The 26,305-nt window shown below is 39.2% G+C and carries 27 protein-coding genes; 8 read left to right on the top strand and 19 right to left on the bottom strand.

The features are described from left to right. Nucleotides 1-13: 13 nt before the first annotated feature. Complete coding sequence (locus EMK97_RS16925) at nt 14-1,120, top strand: PepSY-associated TM helix domain-containing protein (protein ID WP_130603966.1); 1,107 nt, start codon at nt 14-16, stop codon at nt 1,118-1,120. 23 nt (nt 1,121-1,143) lie between these two features. Here the strand turns inward: EMK97_RS16925 and EMK97_RS16920 are convergent, their stop codons facing one another. From EMK97_RS16920 to EMK97_RS16910, 3 genes are all read right to left on the bottom strand, one after another. After that, nucleotides 1,144-2,091, bottom strand: coding sequence for an ABC transporter substrate-binding protein (locus EMK97_RS16920; protein WP_130603965.1), 948 nt, complete (start codon nt 2,089-2,091; stop codon nt 1,144-1,146). Nucleotides 2,092-2,363: 272 nt separating this feature from the next. Continuing rightward, complete coding sequence (locus EMK97_RS16915; protein ID WP_130603964.1) at nt 2,364-2,873, bottom strand: TlpA family protein disulfide reductase; 510 nt, start codon at nt 2,871-2,873, stop codon at nt 2,364-2,366. Between the two features lie 29 nt (nt 2,874-2,902). Next, nucleotides 2,903-5,038 carry a TonB-dependent receptor plug domain-containing protein gene (locus tag EMK97_RS16910; protein ID WP_130603963.1) on the bottom strand — a complete coding sequence of 712 codons (2,136 nt, stop codon included), beginning with the start codon at nt 5,036-5,038 and terminating at the stop codon, nt 2,903-2,905. A 320-nt stretch (nt 5,039-5,358) separates the two neighbouring features. Between EMK97_RS16910 and EMK97_RS16905 the strand changes: the two genes are divergently transcribed. Beyond that, on the top strand, nt 5,359-5,910 hold the full coding sequence (locus EMK97_RS16905) for a hypothetical protein (protein WP_130603962.1): 552 nt from the start codon (nt 5,359-5,361) through the stop codon (nt 5,908-5,910). 160 nt (nt 5,911-6,070) lie between these two features. On the opposite strand, the gene EMK97_RS16900 is transcribed toward EMK97_RS16905, so the two are convergent. Beyond that, nucleotides 6,071-6,751, bottom strand: a complete 681-nt coding sequence (locus EMK97_RS16900; RefSeq protein ID WP_170176799.1) for a cyclic nucleotide-binding domain-containing protein — start codon at nt 6,749-6,751, stop codon at nt 6,071-6,073. Nucleotides 6,752-6,970: 219 nt separating this feature from the next. Continuing rightward, nucleotides 6,971-7,309 carry a zinc ribbon domain-containing protein YjdM gene (locus tag EMK97_RS16895; RefSeq protein WP_130603960.1) on the bottom strand — a complete coding sequence of 113 codons (339 nt, stop codon included), beginning with the start codon at nt 7,307-7,309 and terminating at the stop codon, nt 6,971-6,973. A gap of 200 nt (nt 7,310-7,509) precedes the next feature. Here EMK97_RS16895 and EMK97_RS16890 point away from each other — a divergent pair, with 200 nt between their 5' ends. After that, nucleotides 7,510-8,571, top strand: a complete 1,062-nt coding sequence (locus tag EMK97_RS16890) for a sensor domain-containing diguanylate cyclase (RefSeq protein WP_130603959.1) — start codon at nt 7,510-7,512, stop codon at nt 8,569-8,571. An 18-nt stretch (nt 8,572-8,589) separates the two neighbouring features. Here the strand turns inward: EMK97_RS16890 and folM are convergent, their stop codons facing one another. From folM to EMK97_RS16865, 5 genes are all read right to left on the bottom strand, one after another. After that, nucleotides 8,590-9,312 (bottom strand): dihydromonapterin reductase, encoded by a 723-nt coding sequence (folM, locus tag EMK97_RS16885; protein ID WP_130603958.1) that lies wholly within the window; start codon nt 9,310-9,312, stop codon nt 8,590-8,592. After that, on the bottom strand, nt 9,309-9,947 hold the full coding sequence (gene folE / locus EMK97_RS16880) for a GTP cyclohydrolase I FolE (protein WP_130603957.1): 639 nt from the start codon (nt 9,945-9,947) through the stop codon (nt 9,309-9,311). Before folE ends, folM begins: the two co-directional genes overlap by 4 nt. Further along, nucleotides 9,944-10,321: a dihydroneopterin triphosphate 2'-epimerase gene (folX, locus tag EMK97_RS16875; RefSeq protein WP_130603956.1), complete on the bottom strand. Its 378-nt coding sequence runs from the start codon at nt 10,319-10,321 to the stop codon at nt 9,944-9,946. The genes folE and folX overlap by 4 nt, the downstream gene beginning before the upstream one ends. Nucleotides 10,322-10,510: 189 nt before the next feature. Continuing rightward, entirely contained in the window at nt 10,511-11,368 is an 858-nt protein-coding gene (locus EMK97_RS16870) for a hypothetical protein (RefSeq protein WP_130603955.1), read from the bottom strand. A gap of 71 nt (nt 11,369-11,439) precedes the next feature. Continuing rightward, nucleotides 11,440-12,717 carry a sensor domain-containing diguanylate cyclase gene (locus tag EMK97_RS16865; protein ID WP_130603954.1) on the bottom strand — a complete coding sequence of 426 codons (1,278 nt, stop codon included), beginning with the start codon at nt 12,715-12,717 and terminating at the stop codon, nt 11,440-11,442. Nucleotides 12,718-13,111: 394 nt separating this feature from the next. Between EMK97_RS16865 and EMK97_RS16860 the strand changes: the two genes are divergently transcribed. After that, nucleotides 13,112-14,206, top strand: a complete 1,095-nt coding sequence (locus EMK97_RS16860; protein ID WP_342774649.1) for an endonuclease/exonuclease/phosphatase family protein — start codon at nt 13,112-13,114, stop codon at nt 14,204-14,206. 75 nt (nt 14,207-14,281) lie between these two features. Here EMK97_RS16860 and EMK97_RS16855 read toward each other — a convergent pair whose 3' ends face one another. The 6 genes from EMK97_RS16855 to EMK97_RS16830 all read right to left on the bottom strand — a co-directional run bounded on the left by EMK97_RS16855 (nt 14,282) and on the right by EMK97_RS16830 (nt 19,871). Continuing rightward, nucleotides 14,282-15,001 (bottom strand): substrate-binding periplasmic protein, encoded by a 720-nt coding sequence (locus tag EMK97_RS16855; protein ID WP_170176798.1) that lies wholly within the window; start codon nt 14,999-15,001, stop codon nt 14,282-14,284. 29 nt (nt 15,002-15,030) lie between these two features. Further along, nucleotides 15,031-15,468: a nucleoside deaminase gene (locus EMK97_RS16850; protein WP_130603951.1), complete on the bottom strand. Its 438-nt coding sequence runs from the start codon at nt 15,466-15,468 to the stop codon at nt 15,031-15,033. Between the two features lie 144 nt (nt 15,469-15,612). Beyond that, nucleotides 15,613-16,266, bottom strand: coding sequence for a DsbA family protein (locus tag EMK97_RS16845; protein WP_246028820.1), 654 nt, complete (start codon nt 16,264-16,266; stop codon nt 15,613-15,615). Next, the gene (locus EMK97_RS16840; RefSeq protein WP_130603950.1) at nt 16,266-16,718 is read right to left on the bottom strand and encodes a disulfide bond formation protein B; all 453 of its coding nucleotides are present in this window, start codon (nt 16,716-16,718) and stop codon (nt 16,266-16,268) included. The genes EMK97_RS16845 and EMK97_RS16840 overlap by 1 nt, the downstream gene beginning before the upstream one ends. A gap of 454 nt (nt 16,719-17,172) precedes the next feature. Next, nucleotides 17,173-18,657: a molybdate ABC transporter ATP-binding protein ModF gene (gene modF / locus EMK97_RS16835; RefSeq protein WP_130603949.1), complete on the bottom strand. Its 1,485-nt coding sequence runs from the start codon at nt 18,655-18,657 to the stop codon at nt 17,173-17,175. A gap of 158 nt (nt 18,658-18,815) precedes the next feature. Next, complete coding sequence (locus tag EMK97_RS16830) at nt 18,816-19,871, bottom strand: alkene reductase (RefSeq protein ID WP_130603948.1); 1,056 nt, start codon at nt 19,869-19,871, stop codon at nt 18,816-18,818. A gap of 128 nt (nt 19,872-19,999) precedes the next feature. Between EMK97_RS16830 and EMK97_RS16825 the strand changes: the two genes are divergently transcribed. Beyond that, nucleotides 20,000-20,581 carry a TetR/AcrR family transcriptional regulator gene (locus EMK97_RS16825; protein WP_130603947.1) on the top strand — a complete coding sequence of 194 codons (582 nt, stop codon included), beginning with the start codon at nt 20,000-20,002 and terminating at the stop codon, nt 20,579-20,581. Nucleotides 20,582-20,597: 16 nt separating this feature from the next. On the opposite strand, the gene EMK97_RS16820 is transcribed toward EMK97_RS16825, so the two are convergent. Together EMK97_RS16820 and EMK97_RS16815 are read right to left on the bottom strand one after the other, a co-directional pair. Further along, entirely contained in the window at nt 20,598-21,356 is a 759-nt protein-coding gene (locus EMK97_RS16820) for a substrate-binding periplasmic protein (protein ID WP_130603946.1), read from the bottom strand. Nucleotides 21,357-21,390: 34 nt separating this feature from the next. Then, nucleotides 21,391-22,392, bottom strand: a complete 1,002-nt coding sequence (locus EMK97_RS16815) for an MltA domain-containing protein (RefSeq protein WP_170176797.1) — start codon at nt 22,390-22,392, stop codon at nt 21,391-21,393. Between the two features lie 471 nt (nt 22,393-22,863). Here EMK97_RS16815 and EMK97_RS19080 point away from each other — a divergent pair, with 471 nt between their 5' ends. The 3 genes from EMK97_RS19080 to EMK97_RS16805 all read left to right on the top strand — a co-directional run bounded on the left by EMK97_RS19080 (nt 22,864) and on the right by EMK97_RS16805 (nt 25,283). Further along, nucleotides 22,864-23,007: a hypothetical protein gene (locus tag EMK97_RS19080; RefSeq protein WP_170176796.1), complete on the top strand. Its 144-nt coding sequence runs from the start codon at nt 22,864-22,866 to the stop codon at nt 23,005-23,007. A 246-nt stretch (nt 23,008-23,253) separates the two neighbouring features. Beyond that, nucleotides 23,254-24,231, top strand: a complete 978-nt coding sequence (locus EMK97_RS16810) for a DUF1852 domain-containing protein (protein WP_130603944.1) — start codon at nt 23,254-23,256, stop codon at nt 24,229-24,231. A 17-nt stretch (nt 24,232-24,248) separates the two neighbouring features. Further along, nucleotides 24,249-25,283 (top strand): methionine synthase, encoded by a 1,035-nt coding sequence (locus EMK97_RS16805; protein ID WP_130603943.1) that lies wholly within the window; start codon nt 24,249-24,251, stop codon nt 25,281-25,283. Nucleotides 25,284-25,348: 65 nt separating this feature from the next. Here the strand turns inward: EMK97_RS16805 and EMK97_RS16800 are convergent, their stop codons facing one another. Beyond that, entirely contained in the window at nt 25,349-26,179 is an 831-nt protein-coding gene (locus EMK97_RS16800; protein WP_130603942.1) for a sulfite exporter TauE/SafE family protein, read from the bottom strand. Nucleotides 26,180-26,305 lie beyond the last annotated feature (126 nt).

Here is a 26,305-nt window from a genome sequence, read left to right as displayed (position 1 = left end):
AGGTTAAAAGAAAATGCGAAAGTCTCTATTTAAATGGCACTCTATTACCGCGCTGGTGGCACTGCTCCCGTTAATACTGATCGCCATCACAGGTAGTATTCTAGTATTTAAAACGGAAATTGATACTTGGCTTATGCCAAAGCAAATGTCGGTGAATCTAACCGCAAGCCAGCCAAGAGAAAATCTCAACGTACTTATTAACAACATCAGCACGACTCATCCTAATTTTCTTATGGGTAGTTGGGAGTTATTTGATGACAAAGTCAGAGCAGATACCGCTTACATCATAGATAAACATTCTGGCGCTTGGTATAAACTTTATATCAACCAATACAATGGCGAGCTGTTATCAACGCCAGTACCGTTAAATCATAATTTAACAGATTGGCTTTTATCCTTACATTACACCTTTCTACTGGATTTTACTGGTACGGTATTAGGCTCAATTTTTGCCATTATTTTATTGTTTTTAGGCATCAGTGGCATCATTTTACACAAACGTTTTTGGGCCAAGCTATTTACCTTGCGCTTTAGTGCCGCCAGGCGAATTTTTTACAGTGATGTTCACAAACTCATTGGCATTATTTCTTCCCCTATCATTCTTATTTTAGCCTTTACCGGAGGCTATTATAATATCGCCGAAGTGGTACATGAGGTTAGTGAACACATAGAGCCACACCCAATTCTAAAAGCACCGCTTTATCATAAAGATACTGACTTTCAGCTGTTGTTAGATAAAAGTGAAAATTACATTGCCAATTTTAAAGCCAGCTATTTTACTTTCCCGTTTGAGCCTGAGCTTCATATTACTTTTTACGGTGAGGTACCTACAGCTAATCCGTTAACCAGTGAATATGCCAGCACGGTGACTTATCATAGAGAAACCTCAAAACTGCTCAGCAGTTACGATATACGCAACGCCAGTGATATCAATGCTGTTGTCGATACGTTTAGAAAACTGCACTTTGGTTACTTTGCCGGGCTACCAAGTAAAATTATTTGGTGCGTTTTGGGATTATCACCACTGTGGTTAGCACTAACAGGCTTATATTTTTACTGGTTTCGTAAAGCTCGCCCAAGTAAAAAAGCACTAGCAAAGCAAGCGGCACAAGCTTGTTAAAAAGGTATTTAATCTCAGGTTATTTAGTTAGCGATACATTGAATATTCAACCAATCGCTAACTTGTTGACTATATTTTTCTAACCAAATTTTTGCCGCTTGACGTTCATCAAACTTATCAGCAATCACTAACGCAGAAGCTTCAGCTATCATTTCTTTGCTAAAATCAACTCTGCTAATAAATTGATACACACAAGGCCAGCGTGACTGCAAACCTGGCCATGCCACTTTTTTTAACCAGCCTTGTTTAAGATTGCCACAATCGTGAACTAAGTTGGGGTTAAGCCCCCAAGAAGGATTAGACTCACAGCCTTTCTCAAAACGAGGAAACTCAACAAACTTCCCTTTCATACGAACATCAGTCCAGTTCGGCGACCAGTTAAGCAACATAATAGCGCGCTTTTTTTCAACCGATTTTTGTAACTTACGCCACAATGCCTTTTCATTGCTTAAGCGCTCAATGGTAAAGTCTAAATCAAGCGCGCGAATCAAATCAGCATCATGATACTCCCACGGGCCGGTATAATAAGTACCCTTGCCGCTAAGTGGCAGTTCAGAAAACAAGTAGGCGCATTCATTTAGCGCTTGCCAATTAGGTAAGCCAGCGCACTTTTGCTCAACATAGTCGGGATACCACCACTCTTCTCGAACAACTGCACTATGTGAGCCTAAATCATGGATATGCTGCTGAGCCAACATGCGAGAAAACTCTGCTCCCATTGACTGCTGCCAAACCTCAATTTGGATATGCACTATGCCTTTTCGCAATGCGCCCCACTGATCGTAGGCGCCTATCTCTTGATAATTAACAGTGTGATTAAATTGCTGCTCGATTAAGTCGCCAATAACATAGCTAAGCACCCGTTGGCTTGCCCAGTTATTAAGCGGCAGCGTGATAGACTCTTTGCTCGACGACGCCACGGCAAATTGAGGAAAGAAATAGAAAAAGATAAACATGAATAAAAACTTCATGTTGATAAAATGCAACATAACTCACCAGACTTATTTGTTAAACGCCCAAATTCCTCTGGATTAGTTTTATTTCCTTATCGTACTAACATCAATTACTTAAAGAATGATTCTTGCTATAACTGACTGCCAGTTACGCTATTGTAACAAGTTATAAGCTAAGATCAAATTAGACTAAAGTACGGTAGCTAAGGGCTAGAGATAGTTAACCCTATGAATAGTTAATAAAAAACCCGATAAAAATCGGGCTTTTCTGTTTCACTTTGAAATTAAGTTTATATGAGACACTTATTTCGACTAACGATACTTAAAGCATTAGCCAACTTATCTTCATCAATAAAGCCACGTTTTTTAACTATCAATTCGCCATGCTCATCAAATATCAAGGTGGTTGGCGATGCTTGATAACCACCTATCTTACGTAAAAATTGACGATCCGCCTTATACGCAGGAATACCGTTATGATAATACTTTAATTCCTTTTTAAGTTGTCTGGCATTACCTTGTGTGCCAACCAACACTATATTGACACTAGCTTGGCATTGCTCAAAAGCCTTTGCCAAGGTTTTTCCCTGCTTCTTACACCAACTACAATCAGGTTGATAAATCATAGCAATAGTAGCTAAAGCACTAGCTTGTTTTACCGCTAAAGACTGCTCAGCTGTTAACGGCTTCAACTGAAAAGGCAAGGCTTGTACGGGTGTCGCTAAGACACTAACACTCGCACTCAATAAGCCCAACATTAGTGTACTTTTTACTTTTTCAAATAAGTTAGATACGTTCATGGCAGCACCAGTTAAAGGTAAAGTAAAAATTAAAGCTTCACTTCAATACCGGCATACAGCTCTCTGCCGTGTAATGCGCCATAAATATAAGCAACATCGTAGCCACCATCAGCATCCCAGAATAATGGTGTATCACCACCATCTATTTGCGTTTCTTCAAAAATATTAGAAACACCGGCATATAGCTTGGTATGCTCTGTTAACTGATATTGCACCTTAATATCTGACGTTGAAAAGGCTTTACCCACTAAGGTTTTCACGCTGCTAGCATCACCTTTAATGTTATAACCCTCATAACCGTAATCACTTAAGTCTTTCTCGCCAAACCAAACTGTTGACCAGAATACTTTTAAGTTATCTTTTTCATATTGCAACTCAAAGCTAGCACGCTCTTCAACCGGTGCTATGGCATAAGAGGATTTAAAGGCATCATCATAATTAAACTTTTCTAGGCCAAGATTAACGGTAAAGTGCTCGGTTAGGTTATAGCCAACGGTAATATCATAAGTAGTAACCGAGGCAGTTTCTTTAAGTTGCGTTAATAACGGCACACCGTCTTCCGTTTCTTCCAACGATGCCAAATTATCTACCGAAGAGTGAGCAACTGAGCCAGTTACGGCCAGCACTTCAGTATCATAACTTAATGAATAGCTTGCCGATAATGACTCTTCTAATGAATCGATATCAATTTGATAACCTAATTCTGCATCCAAAATACCGTGATCTGTTTCAAAGAATGACAATGGCGCGCGATAGCCTCGGCCAGTAGAAAAGCGCGAAGTTAATTCCTCTGTATGGAAGTAACGTAAATCTAGGCGCGGCGCAAAAAAGGTTTCATCAATTTCAGTACCCACTTTTTCTGGGTCAACAAAGTCAGCGGTAACTTGGTCAACACGCATAGCAAGGGCTAGTTCTAATTCATCAATAGGCGTCCAGGTATCTTGAAAGAAAACACCAACAGTATCATAGTCAAAGGCATCACTTTGGTAGGCGGCAACCGCTTCTAGCGCATCAGTTGAAGAGCGCATTTCTTCACGACGAGTATCAACACCAAAGGTGATAAAGTGACTGTCTGATAATTCCATATCAATTTTGCCACGTAAGTACCACATTTTATCTTCTGCTTGATAATCAATGCCTTCATAAAAAGAGTCTTGAATATGCTTAGCATAACTTACGGCAAATTCTGCTACGGTATAATCACTTAATTCAGTTAAATACTTCACATAAGCTTCATCACGAGAGGTATCAATCCACTCAGTTGTTTCCCATGGCTTGCCAATATATTGCTTACGTACATCATCATCAACAAACAGCTGCTCTGATTCTTGTTGATCATAACCGGCAATGGCTGCGCCAATTGAACTCACTATATCGCCAATAACAGGGCCACCAAAAATTTCAGATTGCACTTTCGAAATACGTAGCTGCACATTACTACGGTCAGATAAATCTTGGGTTAAGAAAGTGGTTAGCGATAAGTTCTCAATAAAAGGTGCTTCACTTACGCCGTTATCGTCATGATCTTCTTGATCTTGCTTGTCGTATTGACCAATAAAAGTGATACCGGTTTTACCGTCATCAGAAATACCCGTAGCCATGCCTTTCATTGCGGTAAAATCATGAGAGCCTTTGGCAAAGTCAAAGCTGGCACCATTTTCATAAGCTTCTTTGGTAATAATATTAACCGTACCACCAATGGCTTCTGGGGCAATAAGTGATGCACCAGCACCACGTGCTACTTCTATACGGTCAACCCCAGTGGTGGCAATGGCATCTACTGCGTAGAAACCTGAAATCAGCGTATGGGTAGGTAAACCATCCACTAAAATCGTGGTATGTTCACCTTTCATACCGTTTAACATAATACGTTTAACACCACACATAGAGCACTCGTTAGAAACATTTACCCCCGGCTCATTATTAATGGCCGCGGTAAGGCTCAGGGCATTCTTATTTTCAATGGTTAGTGCATCTAACACTTCTGTTTTTTGAATAACATCTTTTAAACGACCTGCTTGATCGAGTTTTTGTCTAAGACTTCTAACTTCGATAACTTCAGTTTCGTTATCAACCGATGTTGCTTCTTCGGCAAAAGCGAGTGTTGGCGTAGCTAAAGGCAAGCTTGCCGCAATGGCAAGGTATAAAGGAGATAGTGATTTCATGGACAGCTCAAAAATAAAAATAATCGTAAAACAAAATTTGAGCGCTATTGTTAATCATTCTCAATTACATTTAGTTGATCAAAATCAATGAAGGTTACACTTTGTTACATTGGCAGTTATAAATGCCATTAACCATACAAAAGCCATGGATAAATTTAGCAAAATCAATAGCTAATCCTCTCCTGCTATAAAAAGAAACTTATCTGCCAGCCGTTAATTTAAAAAAAATTTAACGCCTCATTAAACTTTCCTAGCTGGCCTAGCAACTATATCTATAAACCAAGCAATGCAAAACCAACCAATACAGCTAGGAATCATACATGAGAACAATAATCAGCAAATCAAACTTAACCATGAGCTTAATCGCAGCATCAGTAATCACCATGACAGCAACGGCAGTAAATGCTGCTACTGAGGCGAAGCAAGAATACAAAATTTTCGTTTATCAAGACTGCCAAAAGGTAGATGAAATCCCGATGAATGAGGCACAAATTACCGCCTATCAAAAGCTTAATGGCCTTGAGTCGACCATGCGCGAGTTAGAAATCCCCGTAGATGAAATGGAAGAAGAACTTGCTAGCTATGAGCAAGAGTTTGAGCAATTAAGTGATAAAATTGTGGAAGAATCAGAAGGTGCGATAACAGTGAATAAAGCCATGATAAAGCAGCATGAAAAAATAGCCCAAAAAATGCAAGCCGTGGTTAGCGCTTACCAAAAAGATCTTGGTCTTTTAGAAAAACAAGCCAATGTTATTCAAGCCGCTGCTCATCAGTTTGAGCAAGCCATTAAGCCAAGTATCAAGCAATATCAAAATCAACATATTACTATTAATATCGGCACACACGAGCCAGACTGGCAATGCCATGCTTAACTTCACATAGCTTACTAGGGTCAGCAAAGGCGCTCAGCTCATAACACGGAGTTAGTTTTCATGGGCGCTTTTTAACGCATATAAAAAGCCATATTGCTGTTATTCAATAACTGTCACAACCGCTATCACAACTTCACCTTTAAAGCTGCATTAACCCAAGTCAAAGCCGATTTAATTTCAGTAATTTACCTTTCAGCTCTATGCGATGGTTTTTCTGTAATTTACTAAACACTCGACTAACGGTTTCTGGGCTTAAGCCATTATAATTGCCAATTTCAACCTTAGACATGGTTAGCAAAAACTCTGATGCTGATAAGCCAAGCTGTTGAAAAACCTTGCTGAGCGATAAAATAAAGTTAATGACTCGCTTTTCCGCACTATGCTGGCTAACCGCCAAAGAGTGCTTGTGAATCTTGTTTATCGCTCGACTCATCAGGCTCACTAAATTTTCTTCAATTTCAGGCAGCTCAGCAAGCACCTTAGCTAAAGGAATTTGACAGACCATGGCGGTTTCTAGTGCTTGTGCATAACTAGCATGTTTATTTTCCACCATGGCATCTAAGCCTAAAAGGCTACCTGGAAAGTGAAAGCCAGTAATTTGTTTAGTCCCATCTGAGGAAATGGTATAGGTCTTAACACTACCAGTGCGAATCGCATATAAAGACGAAAAGTTATCCCCTGCACTAAAGAGCATATCTTTGATATGAAACGGCTCACTACGGCTAACAAGCTCATTGAGTTTCTGCAGCTTTTGCTGATCTAACTGAGCGCCAATGCAGTTGCCTCGATGGCCACAAGTTTGACAATAAATATAGTGACCGCTGTGATTCCTATCCGCCATAATAAACATACATAACTTTAGTTAAAGGTATTATTACTATAGCTAAGAAAAATGACTTTTCTATAAAAGTGCCATGATATTAATATGACATTTCACTAACATTAACATTAGCTTAGTCGCAGAAAGGCAAGGCAAAGGCTTTTATTTAATGACTCGGTACTAAATAAAAGCACTAGCATCTAAGGACGGGACACTACTAAGATTTATGTTGCAGTGAAACTAAGCCTTTTTAACAAACTTAGCGGTTACCATCATTTCACCGACACCGTCTACTTTACAATCAAGCTCATGATCTTTTTTATCAAGTACGCGTCGGATCACCGCTTTAGTGCCAATTTTAATCACTTGTGAACTGGCTTTGATTTTCAAGTCTTTAATTACGGTAACTTTATCGCCGTCCGCTAATAACGCACCGTTAGCATCTTTTACTTGAATGACTTCTTCTTCAAGGTCGGCGGCCGTCCATTCGTGGCTACATTCAGGACAAATAAATAACGACTGATCTTGATAAACATAGTCAGACTGGCATTTTGGGCAAGGTGGTAATGATTCACTCATAATATCTTTACAAAGGCAATAATAAAAAAGAGCGCTAGTTTAACAGCTCAATAAGCGATTAACCAAACAGATCCTAGAAAATCTTTACTCATCAACAGTAAAGCGCAAAGCTTAGTAAGGTTCACAAACCATTGAAGCTTATTAACTATTTGCTATAGTAAGCATACAAAAAGACAATGATAATTGAGAAATTAATATTTATGGCTAAGGTAACGAGTAGTGAAAAAATCATTCGCAGATTATATGAAATTACCAATAGCCATGCGCTAGGCTTTGATAAACAAGTTGAACAACTTTTAAAAATGGGCTTAGAGCGCTTTAATCTTGATATTGCCATCTTGTCAAAAATTGAAGGCAACAAATACCTTGTTAAACACTGTGTTGTACCTGACGATGTAGAGCTAAGCTCAGGGGTCGAGTTTGACTTTAGCTCGACCTATTGCCATATAACCTGTCATGCTGATAAACCTGTCGCTTTAGAGCATGTCGGCCAACATGATCAGTATGCCTCTCACCCTGCCTATCAATCCTTTGGGCTTGAGTCTTATATCGGTATGCCATTGAAGCTTAATGGCCAGCTATATGGCACCATTAATTTTTCCAGCCCAACCCCTTACAACAGAAAGTTTCATGCCGTTGATATTGATGCGCTACAACTGATGACCTCTTGGGTTGAAGTAGAGCTGATTAGGCGAAAACAAGAAAAACAACTAATCGAGCTCAATGCCATTTTAGAGAAAAAAGCCTATCAAGATAGTTTAACGGCTATTCCTAACAGACGCGCCGCCTTTAAACATATCAATAGCGATCTTAATCGTATTAGCCGAGAAAATAACACTGCGGTACTCGCCATCATAGACATTGACTTTTTTAAGCAAATTAACGATAACTTTGGTCATCAAGTGGGTGATGATGTCTTAGTGCAAGTGGCAAAAACCATAGCTGATAGCAAGCGAGACTATGATTACCTCGCTCGTTTTGGTGGTGAAGAGTTTTTACTTTGGTTACCTAATATTAATTTAGACAAAGCAACAAAAGTCTGTAAACGTATAAAAGACCAGGTAGCGGCATTATCAAGTCAAGATAAAAACATTACTATTTCTATTGGCTTAACGCTTTTTAGCCCAGAAAATACTCAGCAGATACAGATTAAAGCTAACGCAAAAGCCAAGATAGATGAATTAATCACCCAAGCAGATAACGCTCTATACCAAGCTAAAGCCGCCGGTAGAAACTGTATAAAAACCTTCTCAAACCAATAAAAGCAGCGCTACACACAACTACTTAAGGTGTCTGCCACCATCAAGTTGTAGATTTCGCCCGGTCATAAAGTCACTCGCCAAGATAAAATCAATGGCATTAATGATTTCACTAAAGCCAGCCTCTTTCGGTAACAGTGCCTTAGCTAGTGCTTTTTCTTTATAAGCATCATCATCACCTTCATTAAACTTAATCATGGCAGGTGAAATCGAGTTCACCTTGACATCCGGTGCTAAAAGAGAGGCAAATGACATAGTTAAGCTATTTAATGCCGCCTTACTGGCCGCATAAGCCATATGCTTCTTACTACCTTTTTCAGCAACATAATCGCTAATGTGAATAATATCTTTAAAGCGACTTTCATGATTTCTCAGCAAACTTTGCAAAGCTAAGTTTAATTGATAAGGAATACCAACATGAATCGACATCATTTTCTCAAGGACTTGTGCCTGCTTTATATCGCTACCCGCTTGAATTTGATCAGGTAGCCAATCCGAGGCATTGTGAACTATCGCCCGTAATGATTGATAGTTAGCTTTAATCTGTTCAATAAAACTATCAACTTGCGCCTGTTGGTAAAAGTCTACCTGATATAAGTCAGCACCTTGTGAGCGCAACTCGTCTAAAACAGGATATGAACGACGATAAGTGCCAATAACATGATAGCCATTCGCCAATAAGTGGCTTGCCAACGCCAAGCCCAAGCGCTTACCCACGCCGGTAATTAATACTGCTTGTTTCACATTAAAAACTCCGCACGAGTTTGTGGATTTGATTTAAATATGCCACCTAAGGCTGTCGTTGAGGTTGACGAGTTTACATCCATCACGCCACGAGATTTTACGCAATAATGGGTCGCTTCAATAGAAACGGCAACATTATCGGTTTCAGTTAATGCTTGAATTGCGATTAAAATTTGTTGTGTTAATCGCTCTTGTACTTGTGGTCTTTGGGCAAAAAAGCGCACGATGCGGTTAATTTTAGACAAACCAAGTATTTTATCTTTTGGGATATAGGCAACTTTGGCTAAACCATCGATAGTAACAAAGTGATGCTCGCAGGTTGATGTTAGGTTAATATTTGACACCTTGACCATTTCATCTACGGCCATTTTGTTTTCTATCAGGCTAATACTTGGGAAGTTTTGATAATCTAAGCCGGAAAAAATCTCATGAACATACATCTTAGCAATGCGATGTGGGGTTTCAGCTAAGCTATCATCTTGCAAATCAAGCCCTAAGGTACTGACCACTTCAGTTAGCAAACCTTTAATGCGAAGGTACTTCTCATCGGCGGACATATCACTTGGTAATAACGGCGTTTCCAAGCCCTTTGCCACTAGCGTATCACGTACTAGTGCTGCTTCTAAGCTTATCATAACGCTTCCTCATCACTTTTTTGATAACTTAACGTTAACGATACTGAATCAGCAAATCGCAGCGCGTGCGGCTTATCTATACGCACTTTGGCAAAGGTCACCCAAGAGTGATCAGCACAAATCGCTAAGACATCGCTGGTCAGCTTTTCTAATAGCAGGAAACGGCCATTCTCCACTTTACTGATAATATTTTTACAAATCACTTTGTAGTTTAAAGCATTGTCAACATTGTCGTTTAAGCACATTTTATTGGCGGGATAATGCACTTCAGCATTAATAATAATATCTTGTTGCTTACGTTTTTCTTCTTCGTTAAAACCTATATATGTCCTTAACCTTAAATTGGTTATGGTAATAATGGCATTATGACTCATGTAGTGAACCTATTGGTGTTTATGTAATGAAAAGTATATACGTTGATTACTATTTTTGGGATCAGTAGCATATGCCCGTAAATCAATAGCAAACAAACAAGATAACAATTTACCTAGTGTTAAAGCAAATTACCTGCTGTTAAAGCAAGCAAAGCATGTTAATAACAATAACTAAGTCACCTATAAGTATTAATTCTCTTTTGCTCTAAGTATATATTGTGCTTTCGCTTTTTGATTGTAAGCATCAAGCAGTGACATTGAGCTGTTAACTTTAGCCAATTGTAATAAATCTATTTTAAGCTTACCTTGAGCATCAAACTGGCTGGCAAAGGAGCCCATATTTGGCATATCTACTTGCCAATTAACCAGCAAGCCTATCATTTGATTGCCAAATTGAAACGCTTCATATTCATTTAGCAAGGTCAAAAAGTCACTGAATGAAAAGCCCGTTTGTTGTGCTTGTGTAGTAAATGCTTCCCTATACCCTTGCGCTAATAAAGTCTCTTCATTAAACGCCAGTTGAAACTGATAAGCATGGCGTGTCTCATGAATTAAAAATGCTAAAGGTGCGTAGGTTTCCATGGCTTTAAGCTTGTCTGGATTTAAATAAACTAAACCCGAGCCTGGCGCTTTAACATCAAAAACAAAGTTTACCGCGCGAGTAGGATATAAGCTGTTATTGATAACCAGCTCAGGGCAAATCATCTGCAAGACCTGACATTCAATAGCAAAAACTTCTGGCAAAAGAGATATACGCTGTTCAAATGATAAATTTGGCCAGTCAATTAACGAGGCAAATAGTTTAGGCTCTTGTTTTAGCGCATTAAAAAAACGTTTGGCATCTTGGTTTCTTATATTATGTGCTTGCTTTAACCACGCTTGGTTTAGCTCACTTAAGGCATAAGCTTTCGGCGATTTCGCCTGCATAGCTTCATTAGCGTAAAACTTATCTGCATCAGCAAATGCATTCGGCATTACCGCAAGCGCTGAAATAACAGCAATGACTTTTACTAGAGTAAGACTAAATAACCGATAATATTGATTCATAATATTCCTAACGACTGACTACTCACTGCCGCAGCAGATGAGTTAATAATTTGATAAAGGCGCAAAAAAGCCTATTTCGCGACAAAGCAAGCCTTGCCACGTTTTTTCGCCTGATACATGGTTTGATCAGCGAGCTGAATTAATTTTTCAGGGCTATCACCGCCTTCAGGATAAAAAGCAATGCCAATACTGGCACTTAAAGACACTTGATAATTACAGCCATCATCACCAACAATAGCATAGGGTTTAGCAATTTCATCAATCGCCTTTTGCGCTAGATTCAAAGCAAATTGATTTTCCTGTAAATCAGGCAAACAAATGAGAAACTCATCACCACCAAGTCGGCCAACCGTATCTGAATCCCTAAAAATTGCACTTAAGCGCTGAGCAACCTTAACTAGTACCTGATCACCTCCGTCATGACCATAGTTATCATTGACTGGCTTAAAACCATCTAAGTCCATAAACATCACAGCAATCAAGCTTTGCTCGCGCTTAGCATATGCCAAAGCTGACGCTAGCCTTGCTTTGGTTAATCTTGCTGTTGGCAAGTTAGTTAAGGCATCATAATGTGCTTGCTGTTTTAACTCTTCTTTCGCCTGCTCAAGCGCAGCGATAGAATGATGTAACTCAGTAACATCATATTCAGTGACAAGAAAGACATAGTCTCCCGTTAACGGATGACGACTGGTGCGAATATCAACATTATGTCGTCTTTGCCCCTGCTTAGTTTGCATAACATGCTCTTGATGACCGTCATTTTGCGCCTGTGCTTGTAAAAGCCTGGCTTTTCCTTCATCGCTATTGACAAAACGTGCGCCAAAATCTAGCGCTTCATTATCATATAAAGCGGTAAAAGCCGGGTTTTCAAATAGTCGCTTGCCTTGCATATCAAAGCAACTTACCGCAACCGAGGTATAACGAACCGCTTCTGCAAACAATAAGTTTTCAGGCTGGTTATTACCATCTAATTGCTCGCTGATAAAAGCAATAATACCACGGTGTTTTTCTTCCCCTAACAATACAGCAACATGACGCATTAGCATCACTTTAGGTTTACCGTTAGGATAGGTTGTCCAAGGATCTGAAGTAACGCCTTCAAGGGCAGCTTTAACAAAGGTTTGCTCAGTGCGTTTTCTTGCCCCTTGAGTATCTTCAGATAAATCTTTATTTATCAACGCATCAACATCTGCCAAGCCCCAAAAATTCAAAGCATTTTGATTACCCCACCAAAAGCCATGGCGATCTAAATCGAACACCCAAATAATATCGGGTGAAAAATTAAACGCTGATAAATCAGCAACAGAGTTAATAACAGGTAAATGCGCTACTTTTACATCTTGATACAAGGCAAATCCCCAAAAGGCATGTTATAAATATATTAGAGCGTGTTGATCTTTGAGGTATAAATTTTGTTCGAATTAAACGCAATTTAATCGCGGCGTTTCGATTGCAGTATAGTTATTCTATATAAAATCGTAACAACAAAGAGTAAATTGCGTTTAAACGAATCTACAAGACAGCGGCTATTGAGCATTTTTACTGCGTTATCGCCTATTCATGTGGAATAACCACACTTTATAGGCTCTGCCTTGTATAAATACTCAATAGGCTGCTGCAAAAACATACAGCAAAGGTCAACACGCTCTAGTTTTACACTATTAAACTTAATGTCCTTTAACATGTAAACACTAGCTTTATTCAAAAGGGCTAAAAACCATCACTTTAAAACAAAATAATTGCATAGAGACGAATACTATCAGTAAAAGCACCATAAAAATTGCCACATTAAACTTATTTAACTATCTAGCACCGCCCTACGCTTGCTATGACTTTGACCGCATTTATAGCGAAACACAGTGGCAAAAAAAACAACACTGGCTTAGCAATTACTTAAGCAAGCAACAACCAGATATTATTGGCTTTCAAGAAGTATTTAGCATTGAATCACTAAAAACCTTAGTAACAAGCCATGGCTACAAGTATTTTGCCGTGATTGATCAGCCAGAAGTTATTGATGAGCATATTTTTCAAAAACCTGTGGTCGCCATCGCGTCTAAATACCCAATAATGAAGGCCGAAGCAATTAGCGTAAATAGCACATTAGCTAAAACCATAGGCCTTAATGACAAGTTTACTTTTGCACGCAAAGTACTTAGAGCGACAATAAACATCCCTAACTTAGGGGCTACTGATTGCTATGTGGTGCATTTTAAATCAAAACGTTCAACCTTAGAGTCCGAATCAAAACCAGAAAGTAAGCAAGCACTTACAAAGCAATTAGAAAATTACATCACAGGCAAATGGGCAGCAAGTTTACAGCGTGGCAGTGAAGCAACGCTATTAATGTGCGAAATCATCACAAGGCGAGAGAAAAGCAAGCACCCCATCATTTTAATGGGGGATTTTAACGATAACCTGCATGAAGGTGTATTAAAGCAACTAACAACCACGCAACTAGCCGCTGATAAAAGCCAAGATGAAGCCAAAGAATTTGCCAAATACCTACCGCAAGATGCCTGGCAACTCTACCTTAGGGCAATTAGCAATGAACAGCAAAATAGCTCAGAACTTAACGTAAGCAAACACTCAACGCTTAAAGAAAACAAACATTCAGCTCAAAAAGCGCGAACTGCCACACATTATTATGGCAGCAAAGGCTCAGTGCTTGATTACATTTTGCTATCGCATGAATTCGATGCTAGTCATCAAGATAGCTTTTTTATGATCAGTCAATATGATGTTTTTGATAAACACCTTATCAAGCCAAATTTTGAGCTAGATGGTGAAAGCAGTGATCATGCACCTGTAATGGTGACCTTAACCCTGAGAGCTTAAACCTGAGAACTTAACCTTAAGTGCTTAAGGCTAATTGCCCGTAATCAGCCTTGTTCAGCATAAAAACAAGCGCTGTTAATGAATAACTTCTAGCCCATATTGCTGCCATAAAAAATCTAAACTTGCTTTGCGCTTCATTTGCTCAAGCAAATTGTTAACATATTCAATGGTTATTTTACTTGGTTGACGAATAAGAATGGTATGACGATAAATTTGATCAAATTTATCAGAAATGAGCAATTTAGCTTTATCTTCTGGTGAATTAGAAAAATGATAATTTAAGTAAGCTTTTGATAAAACAGCAATATCACCTCGGTTATTTAAAATCAATTCAATACTACGTTTTTGGCTATCCGTTTGAATAATATTAAAGTGTTTATCCAAGTAATCTAAGTCGGCACTAAAGTTAGCAAACTGGTAATGATAGCCAAGCACCCCGACCATAACTTTCTGCTCAAAATGATTAAAGTACGCTTGCGTCTTCTGTTTGTCTGCTTTGGTTACATATAATTCACCACCAGATACAAATGGCTTAGAAGCAACCACAGGATAACCCTCCCAGCCCCACTTCTTGCTTTCAAACATCAAGACATCAAACTTATTCTTTTTAAAATCGCTATAACGACGCCTAGAGGTTGTTGGCACAGCAACAAATTCATAATCGTTTTGCAGTTGATTCATCTTAGCGATCATCTCAATGGTTATGCCAGAAACCTTATCAGACATAAATACGTAGGGAGGGAAGTCGTAAACCCCTATTCTGATCTCTTCTGCCGCCCAGCTACAAGATGACATGACAAAACTAAAACACAATAAAAAAGCTCTCATTCGCCGATATCTTCATTCCACAATTCTGGTTTTTCAGCCATAAAATCACGCATTAATTGCTTACACTCATCTGAGTCTACCATGTCAATTTCAACACCTCTAGATTTAAGCAGTTGCTCTTCACCCATAAAACTTTCATTTTCACCAATCACTACTTTAGGAATGCCATAAAGCAAAATAGCGCCCGTACACATAGAGCAAGGCGACAAGGTGGTATAAATAACTGATTCTCGATAAACGCTGGCACTTTGCCTGCCAGCATTTTCTAGGGCATCCATTTCACCATGTAACGTTGGACTACCAGTTTGTACGCGCTTATTATGCCCGCGACCAATAATTTTTCCTTTATGCACCAATACCGAGCCAATTGGAATACCACCTTCTGCTAACCCCAACTTGGCTTCTTCAATTGCCGCTTGCATAAACTTATCCATGAAAAGACCCCTTCATTTAACATGCATAACGTTAATACTAGTAGAAATTACAAAGACTAATAAAATTTCAGCAAAATTTATTTTTTCCATAAAAAAAGGAAAGCTACAATTTGCCTTCCTTTTTGTTGCTATTTGCTTAACAAGCTAGTAATGCTTGGCAATTTCCTGCTCTATTAACTGCTGTAATTGCTGATAACCAAAAGTCTGCATTTTTCTGCCATTAACAAAAAACTCTGGTGTCGCTCTGACTTGCAAAGATTTAACCGCAGCTAAATCATCATTAAGGGCTTGCGAGACTTTTTGACCCAAAACATCTTTGGCAAACATCTCTTGATCTAAATTTAAAGCAGATAAAAGCTGTTTAGCAATTTGTGGTTGCGATACATGATGCAATGTCCATTCTTGCTGTTTGGCAAACAATACTTCTAACGCCGGCCAAAACTGCCCTTGTAAATGCGCCGCTTCAAGTAACCTAACCACCTTATCGGAGTTTTTATGTAGTGGCGCATAACGCACCATTAACTTAATTTTACCCGGATATTTCGCCATCAACTTATTAACAAAAGGGAAAAACACTTTACAGGTTTCACAGGCAGGATCTAAAAATTCAACAATAGTTACCTTAGCATTATCATCACCTTTACTTGGCGCACCTTGACGAAGCAATTGCGTGAGCTGTTCATTTGATACTGCACTTTGATTTAAGCTCTGCAGGTTTTGATAAAAAACCGTCGCAATAGCGAATATGCCAACAAGCATCACGGTAAAGCCAATAAATAAGGTTTTTTTATTCATCATTACATCGATTCCTCGCTATCTCGATTTTTTGCTAAAAAAAGTAACACAGCCATTAGGGTAAAAGTTAATAAAGACATCATTGGCATATTTAAAAAGCCAAATAAATTCAGATGCGTTTCCGAGCAAGGAATATCTTGCACACAAGGCTGAGCGGCTTTGGGAATGATACCCGCCACTAAAAGCACATGAAATAACGCCACCAGCCAACCAAATAAGGTTAATATGCCGGCATAAGCTATCACCTTCTTATCCAATGGAAATAAGGCTAGTGGCATAATTAATACTAAAGGATAAATAGCAATACGTTGATACCAACACAAAGAGCACACAGGTAGTTTGACAATTTCGCTAAAAAATAAGCTCGACAGTGTGGCAATAGTAGCAATAGCCCAGACAGCAAATAGCATTAGCCATTGTCTAGACATTGCATTAGCAGATTTTTCATTAGACATTGAATTAGCTTGCTTTGACAATCGTTAAGAAATCAATGCCGCGATTGTACTACAGCTTATACCAAGTGAAATAATTATTTTACCAGTTCAGAGCTATGTCAGGGAGGTGAGAATAAAGCAAATTTATGCCGCTGTAGTCATTCTCCAGCCAAGAAATTTGTGAAATTATCATCTTCCTGACAAGCTCCCAAGGGCGAGTTTAAAAGGCTTATATGCTGTGTTATTGATTTTGACAAGGGAATAACCATTATCGAAAATCAATGCCTTGCCTATAAACCTTTTAATTCTCGCTAAATGATCAAATAGTTAATTCAATTGGTATTATTAAAGAGTACAGCTAAGCCATATCAACAAAATCTCACAAAACCCTAAGCAGAAAATATTCATGCCGCTTGCCGCTTGCCGCTAGCGATAAAAATAGCCATGGTCTTAGAACTTATTAGTTACTTATTAGTTACTTATTAGTTACCTTAGCTGTATAGCCTAAGCACTGTGCCTGTGCTTCACTTTCAAGCCCGTCAACTGTTTGTTCAACAAACTCAAGCTCATGGGTGATACAGTTAAGTTGATCTCTGATATCATGACTAACAAATATTAAATGCGTTTTACTATTGGCAGCAATATAGTCCATCAATGCCAATACCTTATCTCGATTATGATTATCTAAGCCTTGGCAAGGCTCATCTAAAATTAAAATCATCGGCAATTTAACCACGGCTCTCGCAATCAATACTAAACGCTGCTCACCATAAGATAACTGATTAAAATAAGTATTCTCTTGCTGCTCTAAACCTAATAAAACTAACCATTCACGCGCGATATTAACTTGATAACGGGTCGGGCTATCATACAAGCCAATACTGTCATAAAAGCCTGATAACACTACCTGAATCAAGGTTGTTGGCACACGATAATCACGGTGTAACTGCGCACTTACAACGCCATAATGACGTTTAATATCCCAAATAGACTCGCCACTGCCGCGCTTAACGCCAAAAAGATGAATATCTTTTCCGTAGGCTTTTGGACTATCACCAGAAATCATTGCTAATAACGTCGACTTACCACAACCATTTGGGCCAATAATCCGCCAGTGCTGCCCTTGCTCAAATTGCCAGTTTAAGTGATTAAAAACAGGCTTTTGTTCAAAGCTTACCGAGACATTCTTCATCGCAACTAACGGCGTGTCTTTATTTAAATTGTCATACTGCAAACAGTCAGGCAAATGATGTGGCAGGCTGTAGTGATGTTCATTAAGCTGTTGCCATTTTTCGCTAGCAATTACTTGTTCACGCTTACCTGAAAGTACAATACGACCCTCTTGCATATAAACCAAGTTATCAATGGTACTTGGCAGGCTTTGATGGTAAAAATCAAACAAGATAATACTCATACCTTGCTCAACCAAGGTATTTAAGACCTTACTTAAATGTGCTTGCGAACTAATATCAAGACCAGCATAAGGCTCGTCTAGCAGCATAACCTGTGGTTTTAGCATAAGTGCTCTTGCCATCAGCACTTTACGCGTTTCACCGGTAGAGAGTATTTTGAAAGGCTTTTCTAATAACGTTTCGATTGCCAGCAAGGCAACAATATCATCAAGTTCAGTTTGTAGATAAGGCTGCTCATCGACAATGACTTGCAACGCGCTACGACCATGATCAACACCTTCTTCCATAAAATCACTACGATCATTTAAACGATCCACAGCTAAGGTGTGCGCTTCAAGTTCAAAGCTGAGTGTGGTAAAACGCTCTGTTAGTGTCACTTGGCCTTGAAAATCACTAATCTCGCCAGCAAGTATTTGTGCTAATACCGATTTGCCACTGGCGTTATCGCCGACGACAAGGAGTGACTCACCTTGTTTAAGTGATAGCTGGTCAATAACTAATTGCGACTGATTAGATAACTGAAAGTGTAAATTCTCAATAGATAACATGGAATATTCAATATAAAATGCTGATGCGAAATTATAGTAACGCCAGCATTGGAATAGCTAGAATTAAATCGCTATTAGTTATATTGCTATCAGTTATATTGCTACTGCTAAGGAAAACTCTTTGGCACACTGCAACCAAAGAGTTTTATGCTTTTTCTTTACACTAAACTTGTTAACATCTCATCAGTGTAGGCAACAAGGGGCTCTTTGCTTTTCACTTTACTAACATAGTCAGGGTTGGCAATAAATGGTCTACCAATAGCAATTAAGTCAAATTTACTATCAGCAATAGCATTACTGGCGGTTTCGGCGCTATAACCCCCTACTCCCACCAAAGTTTTGTTGTAGTTTGCTCTCACATAACTCGATGCACTGCCGCCTAAGTAGTCGAACTCCATGCTGTCATCGAAAATTCCGATATGTAAAAACGCTAAGTTGCGCTTTTCTAATTCAGGCAATAAATAATCAAACACCGCTTTATCTCGAGCATCACCTGCCATATTAACGTAAGCCCCTGGTGATACTCTTAACGCAGTTCTATCTGCACCTATTTTATCAATAATGGCATCTACCACGGCGAGTGGGAAGCGCGCCATATTTTCACTGCTGCCACCGTATTCATCTTGTCGGCGGTTACTGTCATGGTGTAAAAACTGATCAATCAAGTAGCCATTAGCGCCGTGGATCTCTACGCCATCAAAACCAGCCTGCATTGCATTTTCTGCAGCTTTGGCATAATCAAGCACAAGTGAGGCGATATCTTCTTTAGTCACTGCCTTGGGCGTCTTATAAGTTAAGTCACGCATTCTCGCCACAGTACCTTCTAATCGAATAGCAGAAGGAGCCAATACCACGGCATCCTGATCATCCTTAGCATAAAAATAAGGATGAGCGATACGACCAGTATGCCAAAGTTGGGCAAAAATCTTACCACCATTTTTGTGAACCGCTGCGGTAACTTTTTGCCAACCGGCAATTTGCGCTTTGCTGAATAAACCCGGTGTGTTTGGATAACCTTGGCCATCTGGGCGAATTATCACCGCTTCGGAAATAATTAAGCCCGCATCAGCACGACGAGCATAATACTCAGCCATAGCTGGTGTCGGCACAAGCTCATCATCCGCCATACAGCGAGTTAATGGCGCCATTAAAATGCGATTATTTAGTTTAATTGTCTCGTTTAACGCATATGACTCGAATAAATTTTCCGTCATGAGAAGAACCTCTTTATTGAATGTTCGTTCAAGATACAGCCATTTGAACGATCATTCAATAATTATTTTTGAATGAATATTCAAATAAGAGTATCATAGCGCCAATTGACGCCGCTGGAGTTGTTTTAATGCGAAATGCAGAATTTGATAAAGAAGCTGTTTTAAGAGCAGCAATGCACGCTTTTTTGAATAAAGGCTACGCTAAAACCAGCATGCAAGATCTCAAAAAAGCCACAGGGCTTCACCCGGGCTCTATTTATTGTGCCTTTGAAAACAAACGTGGTTTATTGCTCGCCGCGCTTGAACAATATCGTTTAGATAGAGCAAGTGAATTTGAACAATTTTTTTCAGCACGTACTAGCACTATTGCCGGCATTAAGTCTTATCTTGATAACGTAGTATCTGAATGTATTAGTTGTGATAATACCCAAGCCTGTTTAATGACCAAAGCACTGAATGAAATTGCCGAACAAGATACAGAAATTCAAGCCATTATCAGTAGTAATTTAATCTTATTACAAAAGACCTTAGCTGAAAAATTTGCCTTAGCGCTCAAAGAAAAAGCCATTAGTGAAGAAAAAAACAGCGAGCACTTAGCGCGATATTTTTTGATGGGAGTCTACGGCTTGCGAACCTTTGCCCAAACGCATCCAGAGCCTGCAGTACTTAAGCAACTAGCCGAACAGCTTTACCAAGATATTATTAAATAGCTCCTTCAACAGTCACTTATTGGCTCTGCCATTTAGTGGCAATTTCACTGATAACACCTGACGATACTAACGCGTTTAATGCCTTTTCTAGCCTTTTTACCAATGCGCTATTAGTAGGCTTGCTTAAGGCAATGTACAAGCCTTTGCTGGTATTTAGCATTTGTGGGCCACGTTCAATAAGGCTGACATCATAACCGAGTGAATCAATCAGCTCAGATCTTGCCAATTCACCGCTAAGGATATAATCCACCCTATTACGAAATAGCATATGAATAACCTGCTCACGACTGCCAACGGTATAGATATTGGGCCTTAAACCTAACTTATCCATATAGTTCTTATAGTATTGCACCTTATGATCGCCTAACACCACAGCAACCATTGCATTGCTAATATCTTTAGGTGCTTTTTCTCTAGCGTTTTTAGTCAATCCCCAAAGATATATGTTTTGCCGTTTAACAGCCATAGGCAAAGCTAATAGCCAATGAAAGTCATGTTCTCGAGATTTGGTTCTAACAAGGCCAGTTAGCATAACATTTGCCTTGTGTTTTGCTTCATGAAATGCGCGCGACCAGACAATTTCTTGGTATTCAACCTTAATACCACTTGCCTTTGCTGCTTGGTTGATAATGTCAATCGCCATGCCAGAAATCTTGTTTTCATCAGTAAAAACAAAAGGGGGAATGTGCTCAACATAAACACGTATTTTATCAGCAGCGCTCGCTGTAATAGAAAGCAAACACAGGCAATAGAAAATAAATATCCGCCAACTCATACTATTTCGAACTAGACCTCTTTAACAAACTTTATTAGTGCTTTTTCAGTAATAGCCAAGCCTTGCTGTAATCTGGCAGGTGCTTATTTGCTTGATGATAATCGCGCCAGCCGCGATAGCTATCTACTAACATATCCAATTGAAACAGGTTATTATCAAACGCACCACCTTGGTCTGCTAACACGCCTAATCGACTATAAGCATTACCATCAATGTCATAGCTCACCATAAACAGCTTACCTAAGCCAAGTTGCTTAACGTTGCCAGCGAAGGTAACTTGAGGCTTTATTGCTATTTTTTCATCAATCTCATCGCCATAACCTAAAATACCTTTAACCTCAGCAAAATACCAATAACGAGCCTGCTCTCGCTTACCTATAGCATAATCATAGGGAATGCCATTATTGCGATGCACGTTAAAATAACGAATATCACCATCAACGTCTAATACACCGGTACCTTGCAACAAAACATCATGCAAGGCTTCTTCACTAATCCAAACAAGCGGCTTAGCAAGTGCTTTACCCTGATTATTTTCAGCCGATAACGCCCCGGCAATCACTTGCTGCCGAGTAAATTTAAAGCGCGTAAGCTCAGTTTTTAATTTATCAGCATCTGATAACGCTAAATGCATTTCATCAAATGGGATTTGATATAAAGCTTGGTTAAACTCAGCTGTTTTTACCGAACTGGCACTTAATAATTTAGTGTAATACTTGGTTAAGAAGATCTTGTCACGCGGAATAGCATTAAGCATACGTGATTTAACTTTATTGGTGCTTTTTTTCGCTATGCTTTGAGCAGTGTTAATATCTGGTGACCAGCGATAAAAGTCAAAATGACGGGAGATAAATTCAACATCGTGTAAACGACTCACGCCATTATTGCTGATATCTTCTCGATAGACCTTACAGAGAAAATCGAGCGTTTCTGTCACCCTTTCTAAGGTAATTTCCTCATCATAAACACTGCCGCCATGTACGGCAAAGTTATCATCTCGATGTGCGTTAATAAACTGCTGCGTATTTTTTGCCACGCTACACAAATCTTTGGCATTAAAGTGCTTCATTACGCCAATATTTGGTTTAAGTGCAAGTTTAAAATGGCCAGTGGAGGCACTATTAGCATGAAGCGTTAGCGGCAATATAGAAAAAAGCAGAAAAGATAGCGGCTTTAAAAAATCACTTAGCATAATGAAGTAATATGGTAATAAACAAAGGTTAAACCGAAGTTTAATTTATTCTCAGGTAATTAACACTGGTTTTTATAGTGTATTAGCCGCCTGCCTTTATAAGGCCTATCGCGGCACATGACTAGTCTAACTAAAATACTCCGCATTACCTTTGCTTAATACTATTATTACCTTAGTCCACATAGTCAATTCATTATTATCCAAGCACAGAATATTGTAATTTTACTACATTAACTTGATTTATTATCAATTCGTGCTACATTTTGAATGGTAAACACGTAATAAAACCACAAACAAATAGTAGAGGTGATAACTATGGAAGAGCAGCACAAACCATTAAAAGACGACCATGCTAGTGAAGTGACAGTATTTGATTATAGTAACGACAACCTGCCACGAGATTTTGATATTCGCATTAAAGTTGCTGAGCAGCGTGAAATATTAGAACAGTCTAAATAGTTGCTTGTCACTGGATTTGGCGAAACAACAATAACCACTTGTTTTTCGCCAAATTATATCAAAGCCTAATAATCCTCAACCTGTAAATCACTTATTTACATACCTTAGAACACGTCAAGCCAGATAAAACACCATAAACATGAAATAATTTCATGATTCAATGAATTAATATCAATTTTATTCATACAAAGAAGTCAGTATAAATCACACATTGCTTTCAACATTGAACAAAGGATTAAACTGACAATGTCTAACGATTTTAGCTTTACCATTAAAAACATCAGCTTTGATGAAAATTATCAGCCAGCAAATAATACTCGTGCAACAACCAATTTCGCCAATTTAGCTAGAGGCGAAAGCCGTCAACAGAACTTGCGCAACGCATTAAAAATGATCAATAACAGCTTTAATGCACTAGCACATTGGGATAACCCTCATGGCGAGCGCTATGCTGTTGAACTTGAAATCATCTCTGTTGATATTAATGTTCAAGAGGATGACCAAGCATTCCCATCAATTGAAGTGCTAAAAACCCACATTATTGATCATCAAACAGGCGAACGTATTGAAGGCATAGTAGGAAATAATTTCTCCTCTTACGTGCGTGATTATGACTTTAGCGTACGATTACTAGCGCACAATAAAGATCAAAAACAATTTACTATTCCTGAAGATTTTGGCGACCTGCACGGCAAGCTGTTTCAATGCTTTATTAACTCAGCCACATACAAAGAGCACTTTAACAAGCCGCCAGTTATCTGCTTAAGCGTTTCAGATAACAAAATCTATCAACGAAGTGATAACCAGCACCCAGTATTAGGTTTTGAGTACCTTGCCAATGAATCATCTTTAACTGAGCAATATTTCCAAAAAATGGGCTTACAGGTTCGCTACTTTATGCCGCCAAATAGTGTTGCGCCACTGGCATTTTATTTCTTTGGCGACCTACTTAATGATTACTCTAATTTAGAGCTGATCAGCACTATTAGCACCATGGAGACTTTTCAGAAAATCTATAGACCAGAGATTTACAACGCCAATGCCGTAGCGGGCAATCGCTACCAGCCGAACTTAAACAATCAAGATCATTCATTGACTCAGATTGTTTACGATAGAGAAGAGCGCAGTAAACTTGCGGTTAAACAAGGTAAGTTTGCTGAAGAGCACTTTATCAAACCCTACCAAAATATACTTGAGCAATGGTCTGCTAACTACGCGCTTTAATTAAAGGTACAAGAAAAATGAATAATATACTTTTGCCTACCTCAACCGCAGGTAGCTTACCTAAGCCTTCATGGCTTGCTCAATCAGAAACACTTTGGTCACCGTGGAAGTTACAAGGGGAGCAACTCATTGATGGCAAGCACGATGCCTTACGCATCGCTATACAAGAGCAGCAATTCGCTGGCATTGACATTGTCAGCGATGGCGAACAAAGCCGCCAACACTTTGTCACAACATTTATTGAGCACCTTGACGGTGTAGACTTTGAAAACCGTAAAACCGTAAAAATTCGCGATCGCTACGACGCCAGTGTGCCAACCGTTGTTGGCCCTGTTAGCCGTCAAAAGCCAGTATTTGTAAACGATGCTAAGTTTCTACGCAAGCAAACCAATAAAATAATTAAGTGGGCACTCCCTGGCCCGATGACCATGGTTGATACCCTTTATGATGCCCATTACCAAAGCCGTGAAAAATTAGCTTGGCAGTTTGCCAAAATACTCAATCAAGAGGCCAAAGAGTTGGAAGCTGCCGGTGTGGATATTATTCAATTTGATGAGCCAGCATTTAATGTCTTTTTTGATGAAGTAAATAGCTGGGGCATCGCCTGTTTAGAAAGAGCTATCGAAGGGCTTAAATGTCAAACCGCTGTGCATATTTGCTATGGCTATGGCATCAAAGCCAATACTGACTGGAAGAAGTCCTTAGGCTCGCAATGGCGTCAATATGAGCAAGTATTTCCTAAGCTGAAACAATCAAATATCGATATCATTTCTCTTGAATGTCACAACTCCCGCGTACCTATTGAATTACTTGAGCTAATTCGTGGTAAAAAAGTCATGGTTGGCGCTATTGATGTTGCCAGCAATAACATAGAAACACCTGAAGAAGTTGCCGAGACACTTAGAAAAGCACTTAAGTATGTTGATGCTGATAAGCTCTACCCATCAACGAACTGTGGAATGGCACCATTATCTCGACAGGTAGCGCGAGGCAAGCTACAGGCCTTAAGTGCGGGCACTGAGATTGTTAGAAAAGAGCTATTAGCTCAGTAGCCCCTTATAACAAAAAGCCCAGTATTTATAAGCTAAATACTGGGCTTTTTTAACCAATTAAACAGTTAAATAAAAAGCTGCGCTAGCATGCGTGCCCCGGTAATTAACAACACCACAGAAAACACTTTCTTCAGTTTATTAGCATCTAATTTTGCCGCAAGCGCTGCACCAACAGGGGCAAATAATACCGTTAGTGGCACAATACAAATAAAACCAATGACATTCACTAAACCGAAAGTACCAACAGGGGCATCAGTTGGTGTACTGCCCATCAGCAACATGGTTACCGCCCCAGGTAAAGAGATAATCAGGCCAATGGCGGCTGCGCTGCCAACAGCCTTGTGGGTTGGGTAGTTATATAAAGTTAATAAGGGGACAGAAAGAGTACCACCACCAATGCCAACCATAGCACTAAAAAAGCCTATCGATGACCCCATAACTGATTGTCCGAACTTATTAGGTAATCGCAAAAAAACAGCCGCCTTTCCCGTTCTAAATAACATATTTAATGCCGATAAGGTTGCTATCACCCCAAAAAGTAAAGTCAAAAACCTACCATCAATACGAGTAACTAACCAACTTCCAAGCAAAACACCAAGCAAAATAAAGCCAGCCCAGCGCTTTAATAAGTCAAAATCAACATTGCCCTTTTGTTGGTGAGAGCGTATTGAGCTAATAGAGGTAGGTACTATGGTTGCCAGCGACGTTGCTGTTGCCACCAACATGGCAGATTCGGCTGAAACCCCAAAGCTTTGAAATAAAAAAAACAGCACAGGCACAATAACAATGCCGCCGCCAACACCTAATAAACCAGCTAGAATCCCAGCAAATATGCCTGTGCTAACCAAAGCTAAAATCGTAGTAAAATTATTTGTTATCAATTCAATCATATTCATTACTAATTATGTCTCTGCCAAGCAAAGTCTCTCCGCTGCTAATCACTTAATTTTAATAGTTTTTTGCTGCTTTAAATAGCAAAAGGATATTGTACCGACACTTGTTTGATGAATAGAAATGATATA

The sequence above is a fragment of the Litorilituus sediminis genome (assembly GCF_004295665.1).
GTDB lineage: Bacteria > Pseudomonadota > Gammaproteobacteria > Enterobacterales > Alteromonadaceae > Colwellia > Colwellia sediminis.
This window is presented reverse-complemented; position numbering and strand designations above follow the sequence as displayed.

Bases quoted from the DNA above. Each gene is read 5' to 3' on its own strand.
- EMK97_RS16925 (WP_130603966.1), top strand. From the start codon at position 14: ATGCGAAAGTCTCTATTTAAATGGCACTCTATTACCGCGCTGGTGGCA.
- EMK97_RS16920 (WP_130603965.1), bottom strand. From the start codon at position 2,091: ATGAAGTTTTTATTCATGTTTATCTTTTTCTATTTCTTTCCTCAATTT.
- EMK97_RS16915 (WP_130603964.1), bottom strand. From the start codon at position 2,873: ATGAACGTATCTAACTTATTTGAAAAAGTAAAAAGTACACTAATGTTG.
- EMK97_RS16910 (WP_130603963.1), bottom strand. From the start codon at position 5,038: ATGAAATCACTATCTCCTTTATACCTTGCCATTGCGGCAAGCTTGCCT.
- EMK97_RS16905 (WP_130603962.1), top strand. From the start codon at position 5,359: ATGAGAACAATAATCAGCAAATCAAACTTAACCATGAGCTTAATCGCA.
- EMK97_RS16900 (WP_170176799.1), bottom strand. From the start codon at position 6,751: ATGGCGGATAGGAATCACAGCGGTCACTATATTTATTGTCAAACTTGT.
- EMK97_RS16895 (WP_130603960.1), bottom strand. From the start codon at position 7,309: ATGAGTGAATCATTACCACCTTGCCCAAAATGCCAGTCTGACTATGTT.
- EMK97_RS16890 (WP_130603959.1), top strand. From the start codon at position 7,510: ATGGCTAAGGTAACGAGTAGTGAAAAAATCATTCGCAGATTATATGAA.
- folE (WP_130603957.1), bottom strand. From the start codon at position 9,947: ATGATAAGCTTAGAAGCAGCACTAGTACGTGATACGCTAGTGGCAAAG.
- folX (WP_130603956.1), bottom strand. From the start codon at position 10,321: ATGAGTCATAATGCCATTATTACCATAACCAATTTAAGGTTAAGGACA.
- EMK97_RS16870 (WP_130603955.1), bottom strand. From the start codon at position 11,368: ATGAATCAATATTATCGGTTATTTAGTCTTACTCTAGTAAAAGTCATT.
- EMK97_RS16855 (WP_170176798.1), bottom strand. From the start codon at position 15,001: ATGTCATCTTGTAGCTGGGCGGCAGAAGAGATCAGAATAGGGGTTTAC.
- EMK97_RS16850 (WP_130603951.1), bottom strand. From the start codon at position 15,468: ATGGATAAGTTTATGCAAGCGGCAATTGAAGAAGCCAAGTTGGGGTTA.
- EMK97_RS16845 (WP_246028820.1), bottom strand. From the start codon at position 16,266: ATGATGAATAAAAAAACCTTATTTATTGGCTTTACCGTGATGCTTGTT.
- EMK97_RS16840 (WP_130603950.1), bottom strand. From the start codon at position 16,718: ATGTCTAATGAAAAATCTGCTAATGCAATGTCTAGACAATGGCTAATG.
- modF (WP_130603949.1), bottom strand. From the start codon at position 18,657: ATGTTATCTATTGAGAATTTACACTTTCAGTTATCTAATCAGTCGCAA.
- EMK97_RS16830 (WP_130603948.1), bottom strand. From the start codon at position 19,871: ATGACGGAAAATTTATTCGAGTCATATGCGTTAAACGAGACAATTAAA.
- EMK97_RS16825 (WP_130603947.1), top strand. From the start codon at position 20,000: ATGCGAAATGCAGAATTTGATAAAGAAGCTGTTTTAAGAGCAGCAATG.
- EMK97_RS16820 (WP_130603946.1), bottom strand. From the start codon at position 21,356: ATGAGTTGGCGGATATTTATTTTCTATTGCCTGTGTTTGCTTTCTATT.
- EMK97_RS19080 (WP_170176796.1), top strand. From the start codon at position 22,864: ATGGAAGAGCAGCACAAACCATTAAAAGACGACCATGCTAGTGAAGTG.
- EMK97_RS16810 (WP_130603944.1), top strand. From the start codon at position 23,254: ATGTCTAACGATTTTAGCTTTACCATTAAAAACATCAGCTTTGATGAA.
- EMK97_RS16805 (WP_130603943.1), top strand. From the start codon at position 24,249: ATGAATAATATACTTTTGCCTACCTCAACCGCAGGTAGCTTACCTAAG.
- EMK97_RS16800 (WP_130603942.1), bottom strand. From the start codon at position 26,179: ATGAATATGATTGAATTGATAACAAATAATTTTACTACGATTTTAGCT.